Below are 24546 nucleotides of genomic sequence, written 5' to 3'. Positions count from 1 at the left end.
CGCGCTTGCGAAGTAAGGTGCTCAACGCTGAAGTGAATGTGTGACGATGGCTGATTTTCTTTCGAAGCTCGCGCGCGACGCCGGTCAAAAGGAACCTCGGATGAGGCGCAGTGCAATCGCACGGTCTCAACCCAAGGGAGAGACGAGCGTCGCAAAGACAAACGCTGCGGCCGCCAAGGAACTCGTGAGCAAGCAACCAGAGCTTTCACCTCCGTCGGAGCCGGCTGGACCGGCGATCGACCTCACAGGTGCCACGCGCACGCTCAAGGGGCTAGGGCTGTTCGATGAAAATTTCTATGCGACGAGCTACCCGGATGTGATCGCGGTCGGTGCCGATCCATTCGAGCATTTCTTCCTCTATGGCTACAAGGAGGGCCGCAAGCCAAATCCGATCTTCGATCCGATCTGGTATGTCACGACCTATCCCGATGTGAAGGACGCGGATGTGCAGCCGCTACTGCACTACGCATCGATCGGTGAGCCCGAAGGGAGGCGGCCGAGTCCGTATTTTCAGCCCGCCTGGTATCGCGAGAAGTACGGCATACCGGAAAAGGAGAGCCCGCTCGCGCACTATCTGAAAAACCGTATCGGTCCGTTCAGCCCGATTCCGGAGTTCGACGCGCAATACTATCTGCAGATCTATCAGGACGTCGCGACCGCCGGGGTCGATCCGTTCGAACACTTTATCTTCCACGGCTACAAGGAAGGGCGCAATCCGTCGGCGGAGTTCGACACCAAGTTCTACATTCAGCGCTACTTCAAGGGTAAGACTGACCAGAATCCGCTGCTGCATTATCTGGAGCATCGGCACGAGGACGGCATCTATCCGTCACCGCCGGAAAACGAAGCCACCATTCCGGCTGAGATCAAGCGCTTCACCAAGCCGAGCGCGCAGTTCGAGGAACTGCGGCCCTTGCCCGCGAGCGCCAAGCCGCGCGCAAAGATCCTGGCCTATTACCTGACCCAGTTTCACGCCTTCCCCGAGAACGACAAATGGTGGGGCACCGGCTTCACCGAGTGGACCAACATCGCGCGCGGCGTGCCGCGGTTCAAGGATCACTACCAGCCACGGGTCCCGCGCGACCTCGGTTTCTACTCCTTGGGCGACATCGAAACCATGCGCAAGCAGGTGAGAATCGCCCAGGCGGCGGGCGTTCATGGCTTTGTATATTACTATTATTGGTTCAACGGTAAGCGCCTGCTGGAGAAGCCGCTCGAGCAGTTCCTGAAGGCGCGCGACATCAATATGCCGTTCTGCCTGATGTGGGCGAACGAGAACTGGACGCGGCGCTGGGACGGCATGGAAGGCGAGGTCTTGATCTCGCAGGACTACCTGGCTGATGACGACGAACGTCTGTTGTCGGATTTCAACCGGCACTTCAAGGACAAGCGATACATCCGCATCCAGGGCCGACCGCTCTTGATGATCTATCGTCCGCGCCTCATTCCGGATACCGCCAAGGTGATTGCGCGCTGGCGTTCGATCTTCGCGAAGAGGTTCAATGAAGATCCGATCATCATCATGAGCCAGAGCTTTGATGATTACGATCCCGCTCCCAACGGCATGGATGGCGCGATCGAATTCCCGCCGCACAAGCTCACAAAATATGTACCGCTGGTCAACGCCGAAGCCAAGATCCTGGACGACACCTACTCGGGCCAGATCTACAGCTATGACGATGTCGCCAAGTATTCGCTTGAGGAGCCGCGTCCGAATTTTCCGTTGATCAAGACCGTGGTGCCGAGCTGGGATAATGACGCGCGCCGGCAGGGCACGGGTCTCGTGATCCAGGGATCGACGCCACAGAAATACGAGGCGTGGCTGGCGACGCTGGTCGAGCAGGCACAGCAGCACACGTTCTTCGGGGAAGCCGTCGTCTGCGTCAACGCCTGGAACGAATGGTGCGAGGGCGCTTATCTCGAGCCGGACCTGCATTTCGGATCGGCTTACCTGAACGCCACTGCGCGTGCGGCGACCGGCCTGACGCGCGACCTTTCGCTGCCAAAGATTCTGCTGATTGGGCACGATGCGTTCCCGAGCGGCGCTCAGCATCTGTTGCTCAATATCGGCAGGACGCTGAGGAGCGCGTTCAACATTGAGGTCGAGTATCTACTGCTGCAGGGTGGCGCGATGGAGGCCGAATACGCGTCCGTGGCTCCGCTCACGGTTCTCAAGCAGGCGACCGAAATCCCTGCGACGTTGCGGCACTTCCGGGAGAAGGGGTTCACGGCCGCGATCGCCAACACCACGGCGAGCGGGCGCGCCACCAAATTCCTTGCCGAGATGGGATTTCGCACCATTTCACTGGTGCACGAACTGCCGCGGATCCTTCGCGAGAAGAATCTGGAGGACGTCGCACGCATGGCGATCGGAAACGCGCAGCACGTCGTGTTTGCCTCCGAATTCGTTCGCGACAGGCTCGTTGAGGCGCTCAAGCTCGATGCCGGTGACGGGCGCTTCCTGATCCGTGCGCAAGGAAGCTACAAGCAGATCGAGCCGGCGCCGGCCGAAGCCGTCTTGGTTCGCAAGGAATTTGGCATCGCCCCGACCGACAAGATGGTGCTTGGGGTCGGCTATGCCGACCTGCGCAAAGGGTTCGATTTGTTCCTGCAGGTCTGGAGCCTGGTTCGGCAACAGCATCCGAACGTCCATTTTTGCTGGGCCGGCGGCATCGATCCTGGCCTGCAGGAATGGTTGGGACCTGAAATCAGTCGCGCCGAGGCCACCGGTCGTTTCCATCTCGCCGGCTTCCGTTCCGACATGCAGGCGCTCTATTCCGCTTCGGATATCTACGCCCTGACGTCGCGAGAGGATCCATTCCCGACGGTGGCGCTGGAGGCGCTCAGCGTGGGCGTGCCCGTGATTGCCTTCCAGGACTCGGGGGGCATCCCCGGCTTCCTTCTAAAGGAGAACGTCGGCCGCGTCGTGCCGTATTGCGACGTGCCGGCGATGGCGCAAGCCGTGGAGAATTTCCTGCGCCGGGCGCCATCAGAGGCCGAGCGCGCCCGCATGACCGAGATTGTCCAGACAAAATTCGCGTTTGCAGATTATGTCCGCGATCTGCTCCGACTTGCTGTGCCTTCGCTGCCGAGCATCTCCGTCGCGGTTCCCAACTACAATTACGCGCATTGTCTCCCGGAGCGGCTCTACACCATCTTCGACCAGAACCATCCAGTCGAGGAGATCATCGTGCTGGACGACTGCTCCTCCGACGACAGCATCCCCGTGATCATGAAGCTCGCCGACGAGCGCCAGCGTGATCTCACACTCGTCATCAATGAGCAGAATTCCGGTTCCGTGTTCGCGCAATGGGCCAAGGCAGCGGAGATGGCGAGGGGCGAGTTCCTCTGGATCGCCGAAGCCGACGATCTCTCCGAGCCCACCTTCCTCTCAGGTCTGCTCGCACTGATGAACGGCGACCCCGACATCGCGTTCGGCTTCACCGATTCGAAATCCATCGATGCCGACGGCGCCCACCTCTATGCGAGCTACAAGCCCTACTACGCCACCATTGAGCCAGGCGCATTGTCGCGGACCGAGGTGTTCGACGGTCGCGATTTCGTGACCCGCTATCTCGGTGTCAAGAACACCATCCTGAACGTCAGTTCGGTACTGTGGCGCCGCGAAGCGTTGTTGCGCGCGCTCGAAGCCTGCCGCGGCGGCCTTCGCGACCTTCGGATGGCCGGCGACTGGCGCATCTATCTGGAGGCTCTCGGCACGCGAGGCGCCAAGATCGCCTACGTCGCCGATCCCCTCAATATCCACCGGCGCCACGCCGCGAGCGTGACGCATTCGCTGAAAGCGCAGAAGCATATCGAAGAGATCGAAAGCATGCACCGCGTCGCCCGCGAGCGGTTTGGATTTACGGATCGCGAAACCAAATCGCAGGCCGCTTACCTCGAAGAGGTCACTGCGCAATTGCTGGGGACAACGCCGGAGGCCGAGAAGCCGAAGCGGGAAGCAAAGCAGTCGGCGGCGGGGGAGCCTGCCAAGGCGTGATCGCGATATCTCAATTAGGGACTTTCTGGGGGTAACTTGATGTTCGTGCCTTCTGCTCAATCGTTGATGAATACGCTCAACCTCGACAAATCCGCGCTCGACGGGCCCGGTGCGATCGGAGTGCCGGCGGGACTGTTGAAGCTGTTGCTGCAAATTGCGGTTGCGGCCGCTGAGTTCGATGAAGATGGCTATCTGCGGGAGAACCCCGATGTTGCAGGAGCAGTCGCTCGTGGAGAGCTCGAAAGTGCCCACATGCACTATATTGGCTTTGGCTACTTCGAAGGCCGCCGAGGCGGCGGTCCAGCAGTGGATGCCGAGTGGTATCTCGGCAAATATCCCGACGTCGCGGCGGCCGTGAAGGAGGGCCGCGTAAGGTCGGCGGAAGCACATTTTCTATCGGTCGGCGGCGGAGAAGGTCGGTCGCCTGCAGCCGAGTACGAAGCCGACGCAGCCCAATGGAAATCGGCCATAAAGGGGAGGTAGGATGGCAGTGGCTGTTACGGGGGCAGATCTATTTGGATGACGACAATAAGGAACGATATGCGCGGGAATAATTCGGCTACACACCAGTTTATGGCTATTATTACCGCCGGAGGAAAGCTGTGAACATTTTCTTGTTGGGGGCAACGCCAAGGATATCCGCGGAGGCTGGCGAGGATCCGCTTTCAAAACTGGCGAAGACCGGCGGCAACACTGGCAACCAGCTAATTGCCCATGGCTTGCTTGATCGAATTGTATACGACGATATCTCCTGGGATCATCGGATCAATCCCAAGGAGGTGCATGAGCGCTTCGACATGATTGTCGTGGCGGCAGCCAACTTCTTGTTTCCGAAGTTCGATTTTGGAGGCATGGCGGACTATATTGAGCGAGCGGACTTGCCGGTAGCAATCGTTGGTTTGGGAGCTCAGTCGAACAATTATGATCCCAACATGAGCTTGATGCCCGGCACTGAGCGGTTCGTGAAGGTCATTGCTGAGCGGGCCGTCAGCATCGGCGTTCGCGGTCCCTACACGCGAGACGTCTTGGCAAATCGCGGTGTGCTTAATGTAACCGTGACCGGCTGTCCTTCCTATTACATGGGAGGACCCGACGGCATGAGGATCAATCGACGACCGTTTGGCGAAATCAAGCGCCTCTCGATCAATGCGTCGCGAGACGTAGTCGTTCATTCCTTCGACAAGGAGAAGATGCGCCGGCTCGTGCAGGAGATTTACAGCACGGGAATGATCTGGAAAGCGGATTTCATCGCCCAAAGCGAACAGTCCGAGATCAGATTGGCGGACAAGCAAGCGAAGGCGGTCGAGGAATCGCTGAAAGAAATGTCAGCGTTCCTGGCAAACGTCGCGCCCGAAAGCGAGGTGCGCAGCTGGGCTACAGATCACGTGCACGCTTTCTTCGACGTGAATGAGTGGCTGGATAAGATCCAGACCTACGATTTTGTCTTCGGTAGCCGCTTTCATGGCTGCATGGTGGCCTTGCAACGCGGTGTTCCCGCCATCGTCATCTGTCACGATACGAGGACCGAGGATATGTGCCGGTTCCTGGGCATGCCATTTGTGAGCATTGTTGATCTGGATGGCATCAACGTCGGTCGGCTCTATGATCTAGTTGACGCCCAGACGCTCCATGAGCGCTATGCGACGCTTTACCCGGCATATTGCAAGTTCTTGCTGTCGAATAATCTGGTTGTAAAGCCGTAGCTGATCGCGGGTGAGTGCGCATCGTGGACCTGGAGCCGTGTGCGGTGTTCAGTTCTCGCCCGCGTGACAGGTCTTCAGAACCTCGCTCGCAGTTCTCAACATCGAGGCGGACGGATCCCCCAAGGTCGGGGCCAGTGCTCCACCTTCGCTGTATTCATTCCAGGAATAGATCAGCGCAATCTGGTAGGGGCAACGATCCGGGTGCTTTGACATGAAGCGCGCCGCCTGTCGGCAGGCGAAAGCGAACTCGCTAGGGGTTGCGATCTCTGCATGCGCGCCCTTGTCGATGCGCGTGTAATCTCGTTTGTCATAAGCGGGAGGGTTCTCCTTTCGCGGCCGCGAATCCCAGCCGACCATGACGGTCGGCACCACGCCGCTCGAAGTGCGAGCCAACTCATCTTCCCAATATTGTTCTACGTGCCGTTGGAGCTCGGGATAACTGCCAGATCGGTTTGGCCCGAAATTTATCCCATAGGTCGAAATGGCATCGGCGCCTATCTGCTTTCGCACCGCTTCAGCTGCAGCAGGCGGTGTGTGCAGAAGTACGATGTACGGATTTCGACTGCCCGAAGAAGTTGCCTGGTTTCGCAGGTGAGACAGCGATTTCCCGAGCGCGGCGGGCGAACCGTTCCAGTATGACGGCAATAGGGCATCGAGGTAATAGAGGAACAGAACCGGTCTGCCGTCCTGCGTTCTCTGGTAGTTGTGGTCCGAAAAGAGATCGCAAATACGCTGTGTCGCTTCGTCGAATCCGTTGGCCCGACCTAGCGTGTCCACGGTCGCTATCAGGCAATAGTTCATCTGATCGGCGATACCGCTTTGACGATGGTAATTCAGCCCCTGCATCATCGAGTGTGCGAGGTCCAGTTTGCCATCGCTGCCGTACGCCAGATATGCCCAGTAGCCGAGACCTGCCTCGTGAGCGACCCGTATCTCGTGGTCGAACGAGTCTGTGGTAGCGTTGAATTGCAACGTTTTGGAATCAGTGAGACGGCTATGGAGCGGCGCACGAAACTGCCAGCGTTGGGGGCTCAGAGCTTTTTCTTCTTCATAACAAGGTTCGCCCTTTGTGTTGCAGTATTGCGCGTCCCACCTTATGGCTCCGAAGATCGGGCATCGAGTTCTTGCGTGACTCCGCCTGGGAAGCAGCAGCGTGGCGAGAAGCCCTCGCAGGAGAGTCCGACGCGTTGATAGGTACGAGATGGCTGACATTTGCAGTTCCGACAAGAGCGGGAGGCCATTCATTCGCCTTCGAGACGTATATGCGGGTTCTGGTCATTCAACAACCAGCTGCACACGCCTCGCAGGACATGAGGGGCAGGAACTCGCATCGCCGAAGTTTGTTCCACGCTCGGAGGCTGCGCGGTTCACGTGTCCGGTTATGAGGATCTCTGTTCGGAGTGCGAACACAACACAGACTGAAGTTTGTTGGTCGCATGGCGCCTGATATCGATGTCATCCTTTGGTACAACGCGAACAAATCGCTCCGCAATCTCCGTCAGTAGAATATCCGGCTTGAATTCGTCGACCAATTTCCAGTCGATGGCGGCCGACCAGACAAACATTACGGCATCGACAGTCTCGGCAAACATTCCGGTGAGCATATGAGGCCGATACTCAAAAAAAGAATCGCCGAACACGAGAAGCCGTACTTTCGCCAGAGGCGGCCGTTCATTGCGATATTCGACGATCGATCCGACGTGCAGTGACAGATCGTTCGGCACTCGGCCCGTTTCGCGCGCGGTCACGATATCGTTGGCCTCGACCCGGGATGCGCCGATGCCAAAACGTCCGAACCGCATCGTCTCGAACCGCTGGGGCGTCAACTTGGAGCCCAGATCCCAGCTGCCCTCGCGGGCTGGCGCGTTTCGCATGATCAGATCTTCCTTTTGCGGTATTCCCATGTAAGAGCACAGCATCTGATAGGCGCTGAAGCAGCCTTCCACCGTCCAATGAGTATCGGTTCGATGAAATACTTCGTGGTTGCCTGCCTGCTTTCTGAGATACCCGGTCAACGGCACCAAGATCCCGCGCAACTCGGCATCGTTGCTCCCTTCCAGGATTTCGGCCGGAAATCTCATTTGAGAGGTGATGGCGAGCGCCTTCGTCCTGAGTATCGAGAGCTTGTCCGGAACGAAGCAGTGAAGGTATTTGACTCCTTTATCCGCGGCCGTTCTCTTCCTGTCAGCCAGAAGAGCCTTCCATGCAGAACAGATCGATTGGAGATTGTGGTCGGATTCGGAGAAAAGACGCGCGACGTCGTTGCTGCCACCAACCAGGAAGAGATGGCCGTCGTCTCCCTCGAAAACGTCTTTTGAGAGCTGCGGCACAACAGCCTACTTTCGTCTCAGTGCCATGCAATCCTGCGCCAACTGTCCGCGATCAGCATAGTCGATGACGGCGAATAGATCCGAGAACTTGTCGGAGATATATTTGTCCGTCACGAAGCATTCTGCAAACTCGCTGCGCGCAACTGAATCCGAGGGCAGCCAAAAGAACTTTCCGGACCTCACTTCCGCTATTGCAGTGTCGATCGCGTTATAGGGGAGCCGCTTTAGAATGAGATCAATCCAGAAGTGTATCTCTTGACCATCGATCTTCTTTCGGTGTGCTTCCTTCAGATCCTCCAAGAACCGAACGCCGAGAGTCGTTATGAAGCAAACGCCACCTGGTCTGAGAATGCGGGCAATCTCGGAAATCCACCGATCGAAATAGTGCTGGTTAAAGTGTGAAAAGGTCGACCACGTGACGAAGTGGGTCGCGAATCCGTCACGGAACGGGAGCGGCGGCAACGGATCGGTTTTGACGAAGCTGATATAGCTGTTCGCCTTGCGCGCTTCGACGATGAAGTCGAACGGTTCAACTGCATAGATATTCGCCGCAGGCACGTCCTTCATGAAAGCGCGCGCGATGCGGCCCCAGCCGGTTCCGAAGTCGATCAGGATGCTGTCCTTGGAGAGGGAGGCGCCATTGGCGTTCAAGACGCCGACGCAGTGGTCGCGAAAGCTGAGCGCGCCTCTGATCGCCATTTCATTGGAGTTTCCTTGCAGATGGCGCTGCAGGTCCGCTGACGGAAATGAGGGAAAGGCAATGCCCCGTATCGAAGGCTCCTTGACGCTCCTGACCAGATCGGACCGCCATTCCTGATCGGTAAGAGGTGCATAGGTCTCGTATATCTTGTTGATCTCGGTGCTGTGCATCTCTTCCTCGATTGAGTGAACGCCGGTCTTGAGGCGGAAAACCGCCTCGCTCCGGCCTACTGGGTGAGTCCGACCCGCTTGGCTTGATATCCCCGCGCCAAGATATCCCGCCACCACGGCTGTTCATCGACGTACCACTGCACGGTCTTGGCGATCCCGCTCTCAAAGTTCTCTTCGGCGCGCCAGCCGAGCTCGCGCTCGAGCTTTGAGGCGTCGATGGCGTAGCGGCGGTCGTGGCCGGGACGGTCGGCGACGAAGGTGATCAGGTCGCGGCGGCGGGCGCCTTGTGCGCGCGGTGCGATCTCGTCGAGGAGATCGCAGATGGTTTCGACCACATGCAGGTTGGTGCGCTCGTTGCGGCCGCCGACATTGTAGGTCTCGCCGACCGCGCCGCGCTCGAGCACCAGCGTGAGTGCCTTCGCATGGTCCTCGACATAGAGCCAGTCGCGGATGTTCTTTCCGTCGCCGTAGACGGGCAGGGGCTCGCCGGCCAAACCCTTGATGATCATGTGCGGAATCAGCTTTTCCGGGAAGTGATAGGGGCCGTAATTGTTCGAGCAGTTGGTGACCAGCGTCGGCAGTTCGTAGGTCTCGCGCCAGGCGCGCACCAGATGGTCGGAGGAAGCCTTGCTCGCGGAGTAGGGCGAGTTTGGCGCATAGGCCGTCGTCTCTGTGAAGAAGCCGTCATCGCCGAGCGAGCCGAACACCTCGTCGGTCGAGATATGCAGGAAGCGGAATTGCCCGCGCTTTTCGGGCGAGAGCGTGCGCCAGTGGCGTAGTGTTTCCTGCAGGATGGTGAAGGTGCCGACGATGTTGGTCTGGATGAATTCGCCGGGACCATCGATCGAGCGGTCGACATGGCTCTCGGCGGCGAGGTTCAGGACCGCGTCGGGCTGGTATTTCTCGAACAGGCGGCGCAGCCCGGCGCCATCGCAAATGCATTGCTTCTCGAAGGCGTAGTTCAGGTTCTCTTTCGCTGCCGGCAGCGAGTCGAGATTGGCGGCATAGGTGAGCTTGTCGATGTTGACCACGCGGGCGTGACTGTCGCGCAGGAGATGACGCACCACGGCTGAACCAATGAAGCCGGCGCCGCCGGTGACAAAAATAGTCGAGCCCTTAAAGCGCATGATCTATCGCCTCCATGCAGTGGAATCAGCCCTGATACGAGCGGGCAACGGACTTCAGATACTCGCCGTAGCTGCTTTTCGCGGTCTTCTCGGCCACCTTCTCGAACGCTTGAAGCGAGATGTAGCCCTGCCGCAGCGCGATCTCTTCGGGGCAGGCGATGCGCAAGCCCTGGCGCTGCTCAAGGATCTGGACGAAATGGCTGGCCTCGACCAGCGAGGAATGCGTGCCGGTATCGAGCCAGGCAAAGCCGCGGCCGAGCACCTCGACATAGAGATCGCCGCGCTCGAGATAGGCGTTATTGACGTCGGTGATCTCGATCTCGCCGCGGGCCGACGGCTTGATCCGAGCCGCGATCTCGACGACGTCGTTGTCATAAAAGTATAGCCCGGTGACGGCTACGTTGGACTTTGGCAGTTTCGGCTTCTCTTCGATCGAGAGCGCGCGGCCGGTGTGATCGAGTTCGACGACCCCATATTGCTCAGGCGTATTGACGACGTAGCCGAACACGGTCGCGCCCTCCTTGCGGGAGGAAGCGGCGGAGAGCATCTCCGGCAACCCATGCCCGTAGAAAATGTTATCGCCTAACACAAGCGCGACCGAGTCCGAGCCGATGAAGCCGCGGCCCACGATGAAGGCGTCGGCAAGCCCGCGCGGCGTCTCCTGCGTGGCATAGGAAAAGCGCAAGCCGATCTCGCTGCCGTCCCCGAGCAGCCGCTGAAACAGCGGCTTGTCTTGCGGCGTCGAAATGATCAAAATGTCCCGAATTCCGCCCAACATCAGCGTCGACAGCGGATAATAGATCATCGGCTTGTCGAAAACGGGCAGAAGCTGCTTTGATACGACCGTCGTCACTGGGTAAAGGCGTGAGCCCGTCCCGCCGGCGAGGATAATGCCCTTCATAGCCCCTCACGTTTTGCTATCACAAAACATAACATATAATGTGAGGTGCACAAGGTTGTTATCAATGCAGTGATAGCATCGTGAGCCAGCAATTTCGAAGTGTTGTAAAATGAATGTCATCCAGACCGAACTTCCCGAAGTCCTCATCATCGAACCCAAGCTGCTCGGCGATCAGCGCGGCTTTTTCCTCGAAACTTATCAGTCCTTCCGTTACGCCGAGCACGGGATCGCGCGGCCTTTCGTGCAGGACAACATGTCACGCTCGAGCTTTGGCGTGCTGCGCGGGCTGCATCTGCAGAATCCGGTCACGCAGGGAAAACTGGTCACCGCGCTGCGCGGCAGGGTGCTGGATGTTGCCGTCGACGTGCGGGTCGGCAGCCCGAATTTTGGACGCCATGTTGCCGTCGAATTGAGCGAAGAGAACAGGCGGCAGCTCTGGGTCCCCCGTGGCTTCGCGCACGGCTTCGTCGTTCTCTCCGAAACCGCCGACTTTTTCTACAAATGCGACGATCTTTATAGTCCCAAGGATGAGGTCTCGATCCGCTGGGACGATCCTGCGATCGGCATCGACTGGGGCGTCGAAAAGCCGTCTTTGTCGGCCAAGGACGCCGTGGCACCGCTGTTAGCCGACGTGAAAAACCTTCCAGCCTATGGGCAAATCTGATGCGGATCTTGTTGACGGGTACCCATGGCCAGGTGGGCGGCGCATTGCGGCCACTGCTGGCAAACCACGGCACAATTATCGGGCCGTCGCGCGAAGAGTTCGACCTGTCGAAGCCCGAGACGCTCGCTGAGAGGCTCGACAATTTCCGACCAGATCTCATCATCAACCCTGCCGCCTATACCGCGGTGGATCGCGCCGAAGACGAACGCGAACTCGCTTTCCTCGTCAACGCCAAGGCGCCGGAGATGATCGCGAAATGGGCGGCACAGCATCGCGTGCCGCTGATCCATTTCTCCACCGACTATGTCTTCGACGGCTCCGGCGACAAGCCGTGGCGCGAGGACAGTCCCACGAACCCGCTCTCAGTCTATGGCGCCAGCAAGCTGGCCGGCGACGCGGCGATCGAGTCGGCCGGCGGGCCGCATCTGATCGCACGCACGTCCTGGGTCTATGCCGCCAAGGGAGCCAACTTCCTGCGTACGATCGCGCGGCTGGCCGGCGAGCGCAAAGAGCTGCGCATCGTCGCCGACCAGATCGGCGCCCCGACGTCGGCGAGCGCGATTGCCGACGCGATCGCCGGCATCGTGCCGCCAAACCTTTCGGACTTGAACGCGCTGCTTGTGCGCAACAGCGGCGTGGTTAACCTTGTCTGCGCCGGCGAGACCAGTTGGCATGGCTTCGCGAGCGCCATCGTCGCCGGCCTGAAGTCGCGCGGTGTGGAGCTCGCCGTAGAGTCTATCGTTCCGATCGCGGCCGCCGATTTTCCGACCAAGGCCAAGCGGCCTGGTAATTCTCGGCTCGATTTGTCGCGGCTGAAAAATCAGTTTGGAATGACCACGCCGGCCTGGCAGGATGCCTTGACAGCGGAGCTCGAGGAGTTCGCCGCCATGCAGCAAGCACCGGCGAGCCGCTGACGACGGATTTAGCCTCGTCGGCGGAGGGCTTTCTTTGCGAAGGCCGATCGGCTCCAGTGCAGTTCGGTCGACTTGTAGCGGACCGGGCAGTGGATTCCGACGGAGCGCTGCAGCTCTCCGAGGTTCATCACCTGCGTTCTTCGGAGTAGGCCTACCGGTCGCTGCGCCGCCCACTCTTGAGCAAACGCACGAGTCAACAATCCGGGACCGGTCGATAGCCAAATGAGGTCGCGATCACCGCGGCGCATCGCCGCCGCAGCAAGCTCCAGCGCCCGAGCCAGCACCGGATGCTCCGGCGTTGCCGCGATGAAATTGTTGCCGATGGAGCCGTAATTTTCCTGATGAACAACCAGCGTAGCATCGGGCCGAATGAAGCTGTCGACCGGCACCAGGCAACGATCGTCCGCGTCGGCATAGATTCCGCCACGAGCAACCAGGAATGCCAGACGGAAGATGTCCGCCTTTTGTGCAGGGAATGGCGCGCGGAAATAGGCGTCCACGATCTCGCGTCCGTAATGTTTGTTCAGGAACGCAACCGCCTTCTGATCGTCAAAACAAGTCCACTGATACGTCGGATGAAGCTCTTGCCATGACTTCATTAGGTCGCGGACATCCTCCGGGGGCGTATCATCCCAGAACTGCACGATCGTAGAGGGAATGGCACGCTTCAGGGAGCTATCGACAGTTGCTTCCTGCTGAAACTGGCCGGTCTGGCGCAGCGCGATTGCGGCGATGATCGCTGCGGGCGTGTAGTCGGGGTGTTGCCTGATCAATTCCCTCAACGGCTGGAATTGTGCATCGAGCGGACGAAGGCGGATGCGGCGCAGCGTCGCCAGAGCCTCACTATCAAGCAGAAATTCATCGAGCAGCTGGCCGACATGGTTCTGCGATGGGCTGAGCGACTGCCCCCGCAGCAACAATGACGATTGGCTGACTTGGAGGAAGGCGCCGAGCGCGGCACGGGCGGCATCGACGTCGAGATTCATGAGGGCGGCGCGGGCGAGCTCGAAGTGCGACCAGGCATCTCCGGAATTCAAACGGATCGATTGCTGATAAAGCGAAATCGCTTCTTCGTAGCGGAACTGCGCCTCGGCAAGCTGTCCGCCGAGCAGGGCCACGCGGGCCTCAGCGACCGTGTCCGATGCCGGCGCCTGTTGCAGGAGACGCGCGGCAGCGTCGTACTGGCCCGTCATCGTTGCAATCTGCACTTTGTGGGACCACAACCAGAAATTCGGCCGCGATGCTTCGGCGAGCGCGTCATCGAGCACTTCCTGGGCCCTGGTCCAGTCGCGCATATGCCTGAGAAGCTCAACCTCAACGCCCGCAATTTCAGGGTGAGGACCAAGGCGCTCGCGTGCCTCCGTCACGATTTGGAACGCCCGATCGCGCTCGCCAAGCTCAAAGCAGGCGCGCGCTTCCCCCAGCCGAGCCCAGACGCTTGTCGGATGCGTCTTGCCAGCCCGCCGATACAGCGCAAGCGCCGTATCGGCATCGTCACTCTGCAAGGCGATGTCGGCCAGAGCAAGCAGCGCGTCGAGGTGATCGACTTCGATATCCAGCGCCTTTTCTAGCCATTGTCTGGCGACATTCGGGCGGCCAAGGGCACGCTCTTCGGCGGCAGCTTCGACCATGGCCTGCGTACTGTTTGGGTCAAGCCTCAGCAACTCCGAAAAGGCGGCAAGAGCCTCAGATCGGCGTTCCTGACGACGCAGCAGTTGCCCGCGCTGCAGCAACGCCCGCGCATCGGCCCGACTGACAGCGAGAACTTTATCGAGCAGCATTTCAGCGTCTTCAAACTGCCCGACGTCGCGAAGCTCGATCGCAATGTCGGTCAGGCGAGATATATTCGCCGGATCCGCCTTCGAAGCCCGGCGGAAAAATGCCAAAGCCTGCTTGCGATCGCCCTGACGCCGACGGATATTGCCCAGCGCGGCGAGACCGTCGGCATGCTCCGGCTGTCTGGAGATGAGTTCCAGCAAAAGCTCAGCGGCTTCTTCCAGGCGGTATCCAGCCTCCAAAAGGTGCGCCAGCGCGATACGCGCACCGTGATTGCCCGGCTCCCGGCGAAGAGCTTTACGTAAAGCTTCTTCCGCCTCGCCGGCGCACCCAAGGCGACGGAGGGCATAGCTCAGACCGACCAACGCGGCCGCGTTGCCTGGTGATCGATCGAGCGCGCCGCGAAACCGCTGCTCGGCCTCGGCTGGTCGACCAAGACGGAGCAGAGTATGTCCCGCTTCGATCAAGCCGTTTGGGTGAGAGGGATCATCGCGGGCGGCTTCGTCGAACGCGTCCAGTGCCAGCTCGACCTTGCCGGAATCGCGCATGGCGTAACCGAGGCCAAGATGAGCTTCGCGGCTTCGGGGCCACTCGCGCAGAACCTCCCTGAATTCGGCGATGGCATCGCCGAAGCGTTTCACGTTCTGAAGGCAGTGACAAACCTCGAGGCGAATATGGAAGGCCTTTGGGCTCACTTCCTTCGCGCGGGTAAACAGCACGAGCGCATTTTCATGGCTGCCACGCTGCCGTTCGACGAGACCCAGCGCGTGCAAAGCTCCGATATTGGTTGGTTCGATCTCAAGAATTCTCTCGAAGCAGACCTGCGCAGCTTCAAGAGAATTTGCCTTGCGATGAGTCCACCCAAGGGCATTCAGCGCGCTGATATTGAGAGGCGCCTCCTGCAGAACCTTTTCAAGGACCTTGCTCGCCTCGTCGATGAGGTCGGTTTCGCGAAGAAGATGCCCAAGCTCGATTCTGAAGCCGAGATTGGCAGAATCGAGTTCCGCAAGTTTTCGGAAAGTGTCGAGTGCTTCGACTGCCGAGCCGGTTTGCCGCAACAAACGCGCAAGCGTCAACAGATGGGCAGTGTTATTGGGATCTTGCGCGACTATATCACGCAGCGCGGTGACGGCCTCCTCGGTCCGGCCGAGATCGCGCAGCATGCGCGCAACTTCAATATGTGGTCTGATGTCTCTCGGATTGGTGCGTGCTGCAGCCTGGAATGCTGCGAGCGCATCCTCGTTCCTGCTCAAGGATTTCAGTGCATAACCCAGTCCTTCGTTGGCACCGGCATGACCGGGCTCAAGTTGCAGGACTCGCTGGAACGATTGCGCGGCAGCTTCGAACTCCCGCAGATGTCGCAGGGTATGACCGAGGCCGATCAAGGCCGGCTTGTTATCTGGATCCAGCGCGAGCGAGCGCTCGAACATGGAGCGTGCCTGAGGGATCTGTGCCAGGTGCAGGTGATCATAGCCGCTTTCAACGGTTGCAATGACGTTGGAAGGGTCGCTCTCCGTCGCCCTGAGGAATGCGGCGAGTGAAGCTGTGCGATCGCCTGTCGCTCGAATTCGCCGGCCTTGCTCGATAAGCATTTTTACCGGCTGTCCGTCATTCATGCTGGGTGTGACCCCAGCATTTGAATTGACAGATCGGGCGCATCAACCAATCGAAACGGGTCTTCAAGATCGAGCATGACAGAAAAGTGACAGATAATCAGCTAAACGACGGGGGTATGCCTAGGATCAGGCGGCTAAAACAACAACGATCGTTTGTTAAAAGCAGATCGAAAAGACGGCTTAATCGTGGAGGGCGATGCAATTCATTCATTATCCGCTGGCGTAGATGAACCGACATCGGTTGCGCCGGCTATTGCCGCAGCCGTCGTCCTGCAAAGAGAAATTGTCAACGGCCGGATTTATTGCGGCAAGATTGTCACGAAATGTCCAAGAGCCATTGCACAAGTTTTCCCGGCGCGTGAGACGAGCCGGCGGAGGAGGGTAAGCTTGATCGTGTCGCCATGAGCGCCTCGCGGGGCGTTTGGCCGTACGTGCTCTTAAATGCCCGATTGAATGCGGGAATATTGCGAAATCCGTAGCGGTAGGCGATCGGGGCTATTCGTCTGTTGCCGAATCCCCCAGCCGTGATCTCCTGTTGGACGCGAGCCAGGCGGCGTGCGCGGATGTAGGATGCAACACCGCCAGTTGGTTCAAAGAGACGATACAAAGAGGCGCGGGATAGGCCAAACGTCTTGACCAGGCTGTCGGCGCTCAGGTCCTTTGCCGCAAGATGATTCTCAATGTAGCGGCTGATGATAACAAAGCTGTCGAGAGGCAGCGAATTCGAAGGCTCAACGGCTGAATTGCGTCTCGCCGCCAAGGTCAGTATTTGCACCGCCAGCAACGCAATGCCCGACGCGATTTCATCCATCTCTGCGGCAGTGACAAGGTCAACCTGTGCAAGCATGGCCTGCAAGGCTGCGGAGACCACGGAAGCGCCCGGGCGGCTGCCTTGGCCAGCGCGCCATGTCTGCCGGTCAGATCGGCGAACTTCGCTGGCAGGCTTGCTCGCGGTATCCAGAGCGTCAGGTCAGCACTGGGACCGTTATCGGTGCCGCGGATCAGCCGAACCGGCGCCTGAAGGTCCAGCAAAAGCAAATCCCCGGCGCGGGCAGTCACTGTGCCTCCATGATGATGCATTTCGACAAAGCCGCCCATCACGACTTGGAGGGCGAAGTGATCAAGTGCGCGGCCTGAGACCGCCGTTGCGCCTCGGACAAGCTCGGCATGCGCGCAGCTAGTCTGGCTAAGCACAAAGATTCGACCGGCCCAAATCTCTTGCGATCCTCCGGGGCCGAGGAGGGGGACTTTATTACTTACATAAATGGGATGATAGGTGGCGAGCCATGCCTGCGCTTCTTCCTGATCACCGGCTGGCTTCCACCGGTACGATCTAATCATCATCCCCAATAATCTTTCAAAGCTAATATTATCAGTGGTGATCGATAAGCGAATTTGCAGATTATCGCAATATTTTGCCGAACCGTCTCAACAGCCCCTTTTCCGGATTGCGCAAAGGTTATCGGAACGCTAACGTGTTTTTATAATGTTAACTTATCGATAACATTCCGAGTGAGGGGTTCGATGGCGACTAGCGAGACGTTTCACTACGCCTACGCATTGGCCAACGGCGGTAAGGCGGCCTACCGAATTGACGACGCTAATCCGAAGACCGATTTTGTGGATTACGTGGCGGGCGGCGTGAAGGTCAAAGATCCGAACGGCGGCGATATCTTTGCCGGCGACAAGATCAAGGTTGCGAAGATTGGCGCCGATTTGGGTGACCTTGAGACGGGAAAATACACTTTCGTTGGCGCAGCGACCGTTCAGGATCACGGCAACACGATCAGCGGGATTATCATCCTGGACAGCAATGGACGTTCGTTTTTTTTGACCGACACCCAGTATTCGGGCAAGCTGAACGGGCATAACGGTGATGTGACCATTACCAGTGGCAATACGACCATCTGCTTCATGGCCGGTACTCTGATTGGCACACCGGCTGGCGCAGTACCCGTCGAGACTTTGACACGCGGTGACCAGGTCTTAACTCAGGATCGTGGAGTCGCGACGGTCGACTGGCTCGGCATTCAGACGGTTTCGACGAGGTTCGCCGACAAGATCCGCGTCCTGCCGATCCGCATCAAGGCCGGCGCACTAGCTGAGGGCGTGCCCTCCCGGGATCTCCTGATTTCGCCGGACCATGCGGTCCTCGTCGATGGTGCTCTGATTCAGGCGGGCGCGCTAGTCAACGGCACGTCTATCGTCCGTGAGCACAATGTACCGACGACCTTTACCTATTATCATGTGGAGGTCGAGGATCACTCGTTGATTCTCGCCGAGAGCACGCCGGCCGAGACGTTCGTCGACAACATCGAGCGGTTGCATTTCGACAATTGGGCCGAGCACGAGGCCCTTTATCCAAACGGTAAATCGATCAGGGAGTTGCCGTACCCGCGCGCGAAGTCGCACCGTCAGGTGCCTGTTCAGACGCGCATTATGCTTGCCGCCCGGGTGCAAGCGATCGGCGCCAGCCAAACTGCTGGCGAGGTGGCGTAAGATCTGTTGAAGCCTCAGGGTTGACCGAGACAAGCCGGCCGCTGTCCCGCCCGTCCGTGCGAAAGGGCAATATCCTTTCGCCGACGTCATCGGGGCGGCGGTTCGGGCGAGCTTGGTGCTGTGGCCGGCGCTGCCGCTAAAATCCTGGCGGTATGTCGCGTGCAGGCGGAAGATTGTTGAACCTGGGGTCGCGTGGTCCCGGGGGCCAAGCCAGGCCGCTGTAGGGGACTCCATCGCGTGAGAGCTGCGGGTTGTAGGTCGGGTCGTCATTGAGCAACTCGCCCCAGCGCGCGCGAAGCAGACTGAGCTCACGCTCGAACCGGTCTCGGCGGTCCGCCCGATCGTCCTTGCCCCGGCTGGCGGATTCGGCATGGACCAGCTTCGCGTAAGGCGTGAAGACAATGCGCTTGCCGGTTTGGCGCAGGCGGAGACAATAGTCGACATCGTTGAATGCGACCGCGAAGCGAGCTTCGTCCATTCCGCCGACGGCAAGATAGTCGTTTCGTCGAGTCACGAGGCAGGCCGCCGTCAGCGCGCTGCATTCGTGAGCTACCAGTAGCTGATCAACAAAACCGGGATCATCGCCAAATCTATCGGTGTATGCGTGGGTCGCCGCGAAGTTCATTCCCAATACGACGCCGCCATGCTGCACAACGCCACCGGGCCAGGTTAAGAGCGCGCCGACGGCGCCGACGTCCGGCTCGGCCAGCCGCGTCAGCATCTCTTCAAGCCAGTCGTCCGAGCTTGCCTCGATATCGTTGTTGAGAAGACATAAGACGTCACTGTCGAGCATCGCAGCGGCTTGATTGTTGAGCCTTGCGAAGTTGAACGACCCCTCGATCCGCAAAGTCCGGATGCCGTGTCGGCGCAGATCTGCGAAATAATCGATCGTCTCGTGGTCGGCACTATCGTTGTCGACGACGAGGATATCGGCACGGCAGCGCTCGACCGCGGGCGCAATGCTGTCGAGGCAGGTGCGCAACAGCGAGAGGCGGTCGCGGGTCGGGATGATCACGGTCACCCGCTCGTGCGGGATCGGTCGCTTGATTCGGACCGCGGGGAAGAGATTGCCTTGCTGCTGGCTTACCTCCGCCCCAATGCCGCGCGCCCGCAAATGCATGTGGCTCGCGGCGGAAAGCCGAGAGGCGGCATTCACCCGATTGAGTTTCGGCAGCGTCGCTAAGGCTCCCGGCAAGTGTAGGATGTTCGCCTGTCGTGGATCGGTATGATCGAGCAGGCAGTTGAAAAGCCGATAGAGATTGTCGGGACGAGCCTCAAGCCCGGCAAGCAGCGCTTCTCGGCGGACCGCGAACAGGTGCGCACAATACCCTTGCTCGAGCATTCTCTCGTAGTCGAACGCCGGAAAGGCAAGCGGCCAGAGCCGGCCATCGTCGGCGAGGAAGTCAAGATCGCCGTACACGGCCGTAGCATCCGGATAGGCGTCGAATGCGGCTGCGATGCGAGCCAGCGCGTTCGGTTCGAGCGACATGCCTGCCATGGTGACGACGACGTGTTGCGTATCGGATGCGGCGTCTTCGAGAAACTCCAGGAGGGCCTCGCTTTCGACGGAAAGCGGCTGACCGTCGATCACGCCTGCGGTCCAGTTTTCGTGGCTCTGCGTTTCCAGGGTGGAGAGCGTTTGCTGAGTTCCGGCGGTGCCGGCGATAACGACAGCCAGTTGAAGCCGGCTCGTCTGCGGTTCTGGCAACGGGAAGCGATCACGCCAATTCGCGTAGTCGGCGAGGGGAAGCGAGGCCGGAATGAGCTGATCGTACAGTTTGCCGCGCAGGCGCTCGGCGCCGTGCCCCCCGATCGCGTCAATCATTCCGGCAAAGCCATCGGGAAACGCGACAAAGACGGCCGTTGCCGGAACCTGCTCGCCGTCGTCTTTGCGCAATCCAATCCTATGGACACGTCCGTCGGCGAAGCGCTGCGGGACGTGGAAATCGAAAGCGCGGGCGTTGCGAGATCCTTGCCCGTTGGCGTTGTCGCCGATGTGTGTCCAGGCCGTCGCGCGGACCTGTGCGACAGTTTCTCCATCGACGATCGCTTCAAGCGTGGCGGCGATTTCGCTGTCGATCCAGCCTTCGAAATGCAAACCACCGAGCCAGCGCAATTCGCTGCTCGGTCGAAGATCGACAAGTGTGCTTTCATTCTCCAGGTCGATGGGGTGGCCGATGGGGGTTCCGAGATTGGCGAGGCGTGCCTCAAGGACGCTCGCGGCTTGGAGCAGGTCCGGTTCGAGTGTCACCGCGAATCCGTAAGCGCCATCCAGTCCTTGCTCAAAGAGCTCCGGGACGAGGGAATCGGCGTACGTCGTTCTCAGGACCAGACCATCGAGCAGGATATCGACGGTGAAGCGGCGCTCCGGAGCCTCAGGATCGAACACGAAGCCCGATACCGTACTGTCGTGAGCGAGCGCGAGCCGGCTGATCAGTTTCGGTTTGGCCGCCGGTGCGGTGCGGGTGACGCGCGCGATGCTCATGACTGTCCGACCCAGTCGATTACAGCATCGACAAGTGCTGCCTCGTCCACGTTGGCAGGAATGGCAAGGTCACCCATGCGGGCTTTGGGCGATCCGCCCGACCAGTCGCGATATGCGACAGGTCTTAAAGCTTGCTTTGCAGTCTCAATCAGCGGATGGCCGAATATTGGTTCTTCGAAATCGGTGAGCAACCAGCCCGGATCATGCGGTGCCAGAAGATCGCCAAGCTCGTCGGCCGCAACCGCGCCGGTTATGAAGACATTTGGGTACGACATCAGGCGATCGTCGTCACACGTCGTGCCAGCGATAACGATCGATCGGGATGGTTCCCGCCGTTGCAGGCAATCCGCCAGGCTCTGCATCACGCGCAAGGATGCGGGCGAGGGCGCAGATGGAACGATGACAAGCGATTTCCGCGAGCCGGAAAGCAGCGGCAGGTCGAGCGACCGGGTTGGCCAATGCTGGGGGACGATGTTGCGTTTGGGCCAACGAGCCTTGGCAAAAGCCTTGGCCGCTTCGCTGGGAACAAGGAGGGGCGTCCCGTCGGGAAGCGAGACAGCCGCTTCGCCAAGGTTTCCTCTCACCAGCCAGAAATTGAGCGGAAGGTTGAGTGCCCGCATCAGATTGATCAGTTCCAGCAACGGATTCGGCTCGACGATGTCGACGCGTTTTGCACGCAGCCGTGTAAGGAGCTCGGCGGCGTCGGCGATGTCCGCTTCGCTGCCGAGCTTCAAATGAATCGATTGCGGGCTCGTGCCGTCCGCGGCCTTGAGATGGAAGACATCGCGCTCTCGCAAGAGCAGAACCACGCGCTCGCCATGCTGGCGGAGGTGGCGCGCTCGCTCCTCGGCTATGGCTGCGCAGGAGCGTTGATTCCCGACGATCAGCACGGATGGTTCTGACGACCAGGGCAGCGCGCGCTCAAGCGCTGCGCGCGCCGGTCGTAGCGGATCGGCGGTCTCAAACGCGCGGCATTCGTTCCGATGGTTCGGGAATCGCTGGTCCAGAACACCCAGATTGCGAAGCACCAGGCTTCGCTTCTCGTGCTGGAAGGATTTCGAGCCGTGATGCCCGACATAGACCGACGGCGCGCAAACATTGCGAAAGCCCTTGGCGCGCGCGCGAAGGCAGAGGTCGACATCTTCGAGATAGCCGCGCTCAAACGTTTCCGACAGCCCGCCTACGGCATCGAGACAGGCGCGCGTGATATAGAGACAAAACCCGATGCCGCTTGGCACGTCGATTGCATCGCCGGCGTCGGCAACACCCGCGATACGATCGATCTCGAGTATTTGCTCATAGCTCGGCATCGGATTGACGTCATTCGGCATCGGGAACGAAAAGATGTCACCGTTGTTGGAAAGCGGCGTGATCGTCCCGATGTTGGGTGCCGAACGCGCCACGGCCGCCAATCGATCAACAAAGCCGGGTGCTGCGACGGTGTCGGAGTTCAGCAACACGACGTCGCCCGTCGGCACCTCCTCCAGCGCACGATTGATCGCTCCGACGAAGCCAAGGTTTACCGCGTTCACAACAAGGTCGATCGTGTCGGCCGCGGCAAGCTCTTGGAGATAGCGCCGCAACTCCACCTCGGGGCTGGCATCATCGACGGCCAGAATGCGGAACGGCTCGCTTCTCGACGCACCCGAAGCTCTTGCCTTAACGAGGCTTTCAAAGCAGTCGATCGTTGCCTGTACGTCCCGATAGACGGGAACGATGACGGTGGGGGCGGAGGTGCGAGGCCTTGGCCGAGCGGAGGGACGCGCGTGTGCTCGCACCCGCGCCGGCGGAGACAGGTTGGGTGCGAGCCGCCGGATCTGGAAGATCTCGCCACCGCATTTCAACGTCAGCGTCTGAGGGGTCCTGGATGGTGGCCGCCTAACGAGAAAGGCGGTCGCCTGAACGTCCCTGCTGGCCAAGGGATGAAATGAGTTGGGCTCGAGCAGGCTCGTTAACGTGCCGTCTTCGGTCGCAAGGCTCGCTTCGACTGTGGCCGCCTTGGTCCAGGCGACCCAGCCTGTCACGTGATTGTCAAACACCGAGCAGGCGGCCCAGTGCCGATCCCCAGCACGCCGGAGCTCAGCGATGGCAGTTCGCAGGATGGCCGGATTGCCGTCACGGCTTATCAGATTGGCAGCCGCGCCCCGCCGCCGATCGTCCGTGGCCCAGGCAAGCATTCGACGGTTGGCGCCGACGTCGGAAGGGTCGACAAGAAGCGCTTCGGTGAGGTCGGCGAGCGCCGCTTCGCCGCGTCCAAGCTTCCAGTTCGCCTCCGCGCGGAGAATGAAGCAATGGGCGGCCGGCGGCGGTTCAATACGGCAGCGTCGATCCGCATATTTGAACGCTGTGATAAAGTCTTGAGCGGTCAGCGCCTGCGCCGCCAGGCGCTCGAGCGCGATATGTGAGCGAGGTCTGACGAGCGCTGGGGCGTCAATGACGGTGCCGAGAACCATTTAACCGTGCCCTGACCGATTGCGGTCGCTTGCCGGCGCTCCGAAGTCTCAGTGTCCGGATCGCTTCAGGTAACCGGACTCTCTTGGCGCGGCCGGCTGCGGAACACACGGACCCGCCCCGAACCGGCAGGCTTTCGCGGCTTCGCAGGCGCTGGGACCTGTTCCGCGGCTGCAATCCGTTCGATGCCAATGCGAATGCCAACCAGAGGTTCGCGATTGGTCGGACCCGACAGCACCACGCGTTTGCCGACCGCGCGCAAGGTCGGTGCGTTCAAGAACCCTGCCTCCGCGACGAACTCTAATTCGTCGGTGCCGCTCATTTCCAGGACCACGCCCGTAATGGGCAGGGCCCGCCCGCGTGTACCGGCGTAGGCGCCGAGCGGGACCATTCTGCCGCTCCCGGCCTGACCGTTGGCGAACTGAACCGCATAGCGGATATCAAGACCGACCGGCTTCTCCGGCCATTCCAGGGCCACCCCTTCCACGCGGGACGGTGCCGTTGGACCTGCAATCCATGCGTTGGGTCCGACAGTGACGTCGCCGCGACCCGCCACGTGGCCAAGCACCTTCAGGCCTTCCGTCGTGGCATTGGCATGCAAGCCCAGGCTTTCGCTTTGCGCCGTGACGACGTGGGCTCGGCCGGATTGGATCGGTTCAATGCGAACCACGGCGGCTTGCGATCCTCCAAGTCGCATGGGCTGGACTTGGACCTGCAAAGTGCCGGGCGTGTTGACTCGGACCACCAAGCCGGAATTCGGCTCCCAAAGGGTTGGCTCGGTCGCATCAGGGTGCAGGATGATCTCCATCCGCCTTTCGTGGCCTACCGCCGGCGCGACCGTAACATGAGGTGGAGAGAGGGAGTCTTCGGCACTCCTGTAATTCACGAAGAACAGTCCGCGGTCGAGGTTCACCACTTTCTGCTGCTCAGCGTCGCTCATCAAAACCCCCGAACAAATCGTAACAATTGTAATCTACTTCGGTTAGCGAGCATATCATATGTGGTCGCCCAAAAGTTAGACATGTTTGTTATCGTGAACTCAACAAACTTCGGGGCAAATGTGGCTAAGCAGGCCATGCAACCAAAGATCGCAGTTCACGATTTTTCGCCTTTCAGTCTTGGGTGTTGCAACCAGACGTGCTCCGGCGCGCCGAAAGGCAGCGGCGAGAGCCATCCAAGACGCTTGAGGCGAGAATGATGTGACTGCCAA

The 24546-nt window shown here is 59.8% G+C and carries 17 protein-coding genes; 6 read left to right on the top strand and 11 right to left on the bottom strand.

Annotated elements, in window-relative coordinates; genetic code table 11:
• Nucleotides 1-184: 184 nt before the first annotated feature.
• The 3 genes from ACZYOF_RS02740 to ACZYOF_RS02730 all read left to right on the top strand — a co-directional run bounded on the left by ACZYOF_RS02740 (nt 185) and on the right by ACZYOF_RS02730 (nt 5703).
• Complete coding sequence (locus tag ACZYOF_RS02740) at nt 185-4000, top strand: glycoside hydrolase family 99-like domain-containing protein (protein WP_463714721.1); 3816 nt, start codon at nt 185-187, stop codon at nt 3998-4000.
• A 39-nt stretch (nt 4001-4039) separates the two neighbouring features.
• The gene (locus tag ACZYOF_RS02735) at nt 4040-4483 is read left to right on the top strand and encodes a hypothetical protein (RefSeq protein WP_282526424.1); all 444 of its coding nucleotides are present in this window, start codon (nt 4040-4042) and stop codon (nt 4481-4483) included.
• A 119-nt stretch (nt 4484-4602) separates the two neighbouring features.
• Nucleotides 4603-5703: a polysaccharide pyruvyl transferase family protein gene (locus tag ACZYOF_RS02730; RefSeq protein ID WP_282526412.1), complete on the top strand. Its 1101-nt coding sequence runs from the start codon at nt 4603-4605 to the stop codon at nt 5701-5703.
• 48 nt (nt 5704-5751) lie between these two features.
• On the opposite strand, the gene ACZYOF_RS02725 is transcribed toward ACZYOF_RS02730, so the two are convergent.
• From ACZYOF_RS02725 to rfbA, 5 genes are all read right to left on the bottom strand, one after another.
• On the bottom strand, nt 5752-6675 hold the full coding sequence (locus ACZYOF_RS02725; protein ID WP_282526413.1) for a glycoside hydrolase family 99-like domain-containing protein: 924 nt from the start codon (nt 6673-6675) through the stop codon (nt 5752-5754).
• A 407-nt stretch (nt 6676-7082) separates the two neighbouring features.
• Entirely contained in the window at nt 7083-8033 is a 951-nt protein-coding gene (locus ACZYOF_RS02720; RefSeq protein ID WP_282526414.1) for an alginate O-acetyltransferase AlgX-related protein, read from the bottom strand.
• Nucleotides 8034-8039: 6 nt separating this feature from the next.
• The gene (locus ACZYOF_RS02715) at nt 8040-8903 is read right to left on the bottom strand and encodes a class I SAM-dependent methyltransferase (protein WP_463714720.1); all 864 of its coding nucleotides are present in this window, start codon (nt 8901-8903) and stop codon (nt 8040-8042) included.
• Nucleotides 8904-8959: 56 nt separating this feature from the next.
• Nucleotides 8960-10030, bottom strand: coding sequence for a dTDP-glucose 4,6-dehydratase (rfbB, locus tag ACZYOF_RS02710; RefSeq protein WP_463714719.1), 1071 nt, complete (start codon nt 10028-10030; stop codon nt 8960-8962).
• 25 nt (nt 10031-10055) lie between these two features.
• Entirely contained in the window at nt 10056-10931 is an 876-nt protein-coding gene (rfbA, locus tag ACZYOF_RS02705; protein ID WP_463714718.1) for a glucose-1-phosphate thymidylyltransferase RfbA, read from the bottom strand.
• Between the two features lie 109 nt (nt 10932-11040).
• On the opposite strand from rfbA, the gene rfbC reads away from it, so the two are divergent.
• On the top strand, nt 11041-11595 hold the full coding sequence (rfbC, locus tag ACZYOF_RS02700; protein ID WP_463714717.1) for a dTDP-4-dehydrorhamnose 3,5-epimerase: 555 nt from the start codon (nt 11041-11043) through the stop codon (nt 11593-11595).
• A complete protein-coding gene (gene rfbD, locus ACZYOF_RS02695) occupies nt 11595-12509 on the top strand; it encodes a dTDP-4-dehydrorhamnose reductase (protein WP_463714716.1) in 915 nt (304 codons plus the stop codon). Before rfbC ends, rfbD begins: the two co-directional genes overlap by 1 nt.
• Before the next feature lie 8 nt (nt 12510-12517).
• Here rfbD and ACZYOF_RS02690 read toward each other — a convergent pair whose 3' ends face one another.
• The 3 genes from ACZYOF_RS02690 to ACZYOF_RS02680 form a co-directional block, all read right to left on the bottom strand.
• Nucleotides 12518-15901 carry a tetratricopeptide repeat protein gene (locus ACZYOF_RS02690; protein ID WP_463714715.1) on the bottom strand — a complete coding sequence of 1128 codons (3384 nt, stop codon included), beginning with the start codon at nt 15899-15901 and terminating at the stop codon, nt 12518-12520.
• A 316-nt stretch (nt 15902-16217) separates the two neighbouring features.
• On the bottom strand, nt 16218-16772 hold the full coding sequence (locus ACZYOF_RS02685) for a helix-turn-helix transcriptional regulator (protein WP_463714714.1): 555 nt from the start codon (nt 16770-16772) through the stop codon (nt 16218-16220).
• A complete protein-coding gene (locus tag ACZYOF_RS02680) occupies nt 16664-16999 on the bottom strand; it encodes a hypothetical protein (protein ID WP_463714731.1) in 336 nt (111 codons plus the stop codon). Before ACZYOF_RS02680 ends, ACZYOF_RS02685 begins: the two co-directional genes overlap by 109 nt.
• A gap of 426 nt (nt 17000-17425) precedes the next feature.
• Between ACZYOF_RS02680 and ACZYOF_RS02675 the strand changes: the two genes are divergently transcribed.
• Nucleotides 17426-18400 (top strand): Hint domain-containing protein, encoded by a 975-nt coding sequence (locus tag ACZYOF_RS02675; protein ID WP_463714713.1) that lies wholly within the window; start codon nt 17426-17428, stop codon nt 18398-18400.
• A gap of 136 nt (nt 18401-18536) precedes the next feature.
• On the opposite strand, the gene ACZYOF_RS02670 is transcribed toward ACZYOF_RS02675, so the two are convergent.
• The 3 genes from ACZYOF_RS02670 to ACZYOF_RS02660 form a co-directional block, all read right to left on the bottom strand.
• Nucleotides 18537-20885: a glycosyltransferase family 2 protein gene (locus tag ACZYOF_RS02670; RefSeq protein WP_463714712.1), complete on the bottom strand. Its 2349-nt coding sequence runs from the start codon at nt 20883-20885 to the stop codon at nt 18537-18539.
• On the bottom strand, nt 20882-23338 hold the full coding sequence (locus ACZYOF_RS02665) for a glycosyltransferase family 2 protein (protein ID WP_463714711.1): 2457 nt from the start codon (nt 23336-23338) through the stop codon (nt 20882-20884). The genes ACZYOF_RS02670 and ACZYOF_RS02665 overlap by 4 nt, the downstream gene beginning before the upstream one ends.
• Before the next feature lie 65 nt (nt 23339-23403).
• Complete coding sequence (locus ACZYOF_RS02660) at nt 23404-24276, bottom strand: hypothetical protein (RefSeq protein ID WP_463714710.1); 873 nt, start codon at nt 24274-24276, stop codon at nt 23404-23406.
• Nucleotides 24277-24546 lie beyond the last annotated feature (270 nt).

The organism is Bradyrhizobium sp. LeoA1Lang (genome assembly GCF_055413685.1).
Note: the sequence above shows the minus strand (reverse complement) of the source record. Positions and strands in the feature narration are given on the sequence as shown.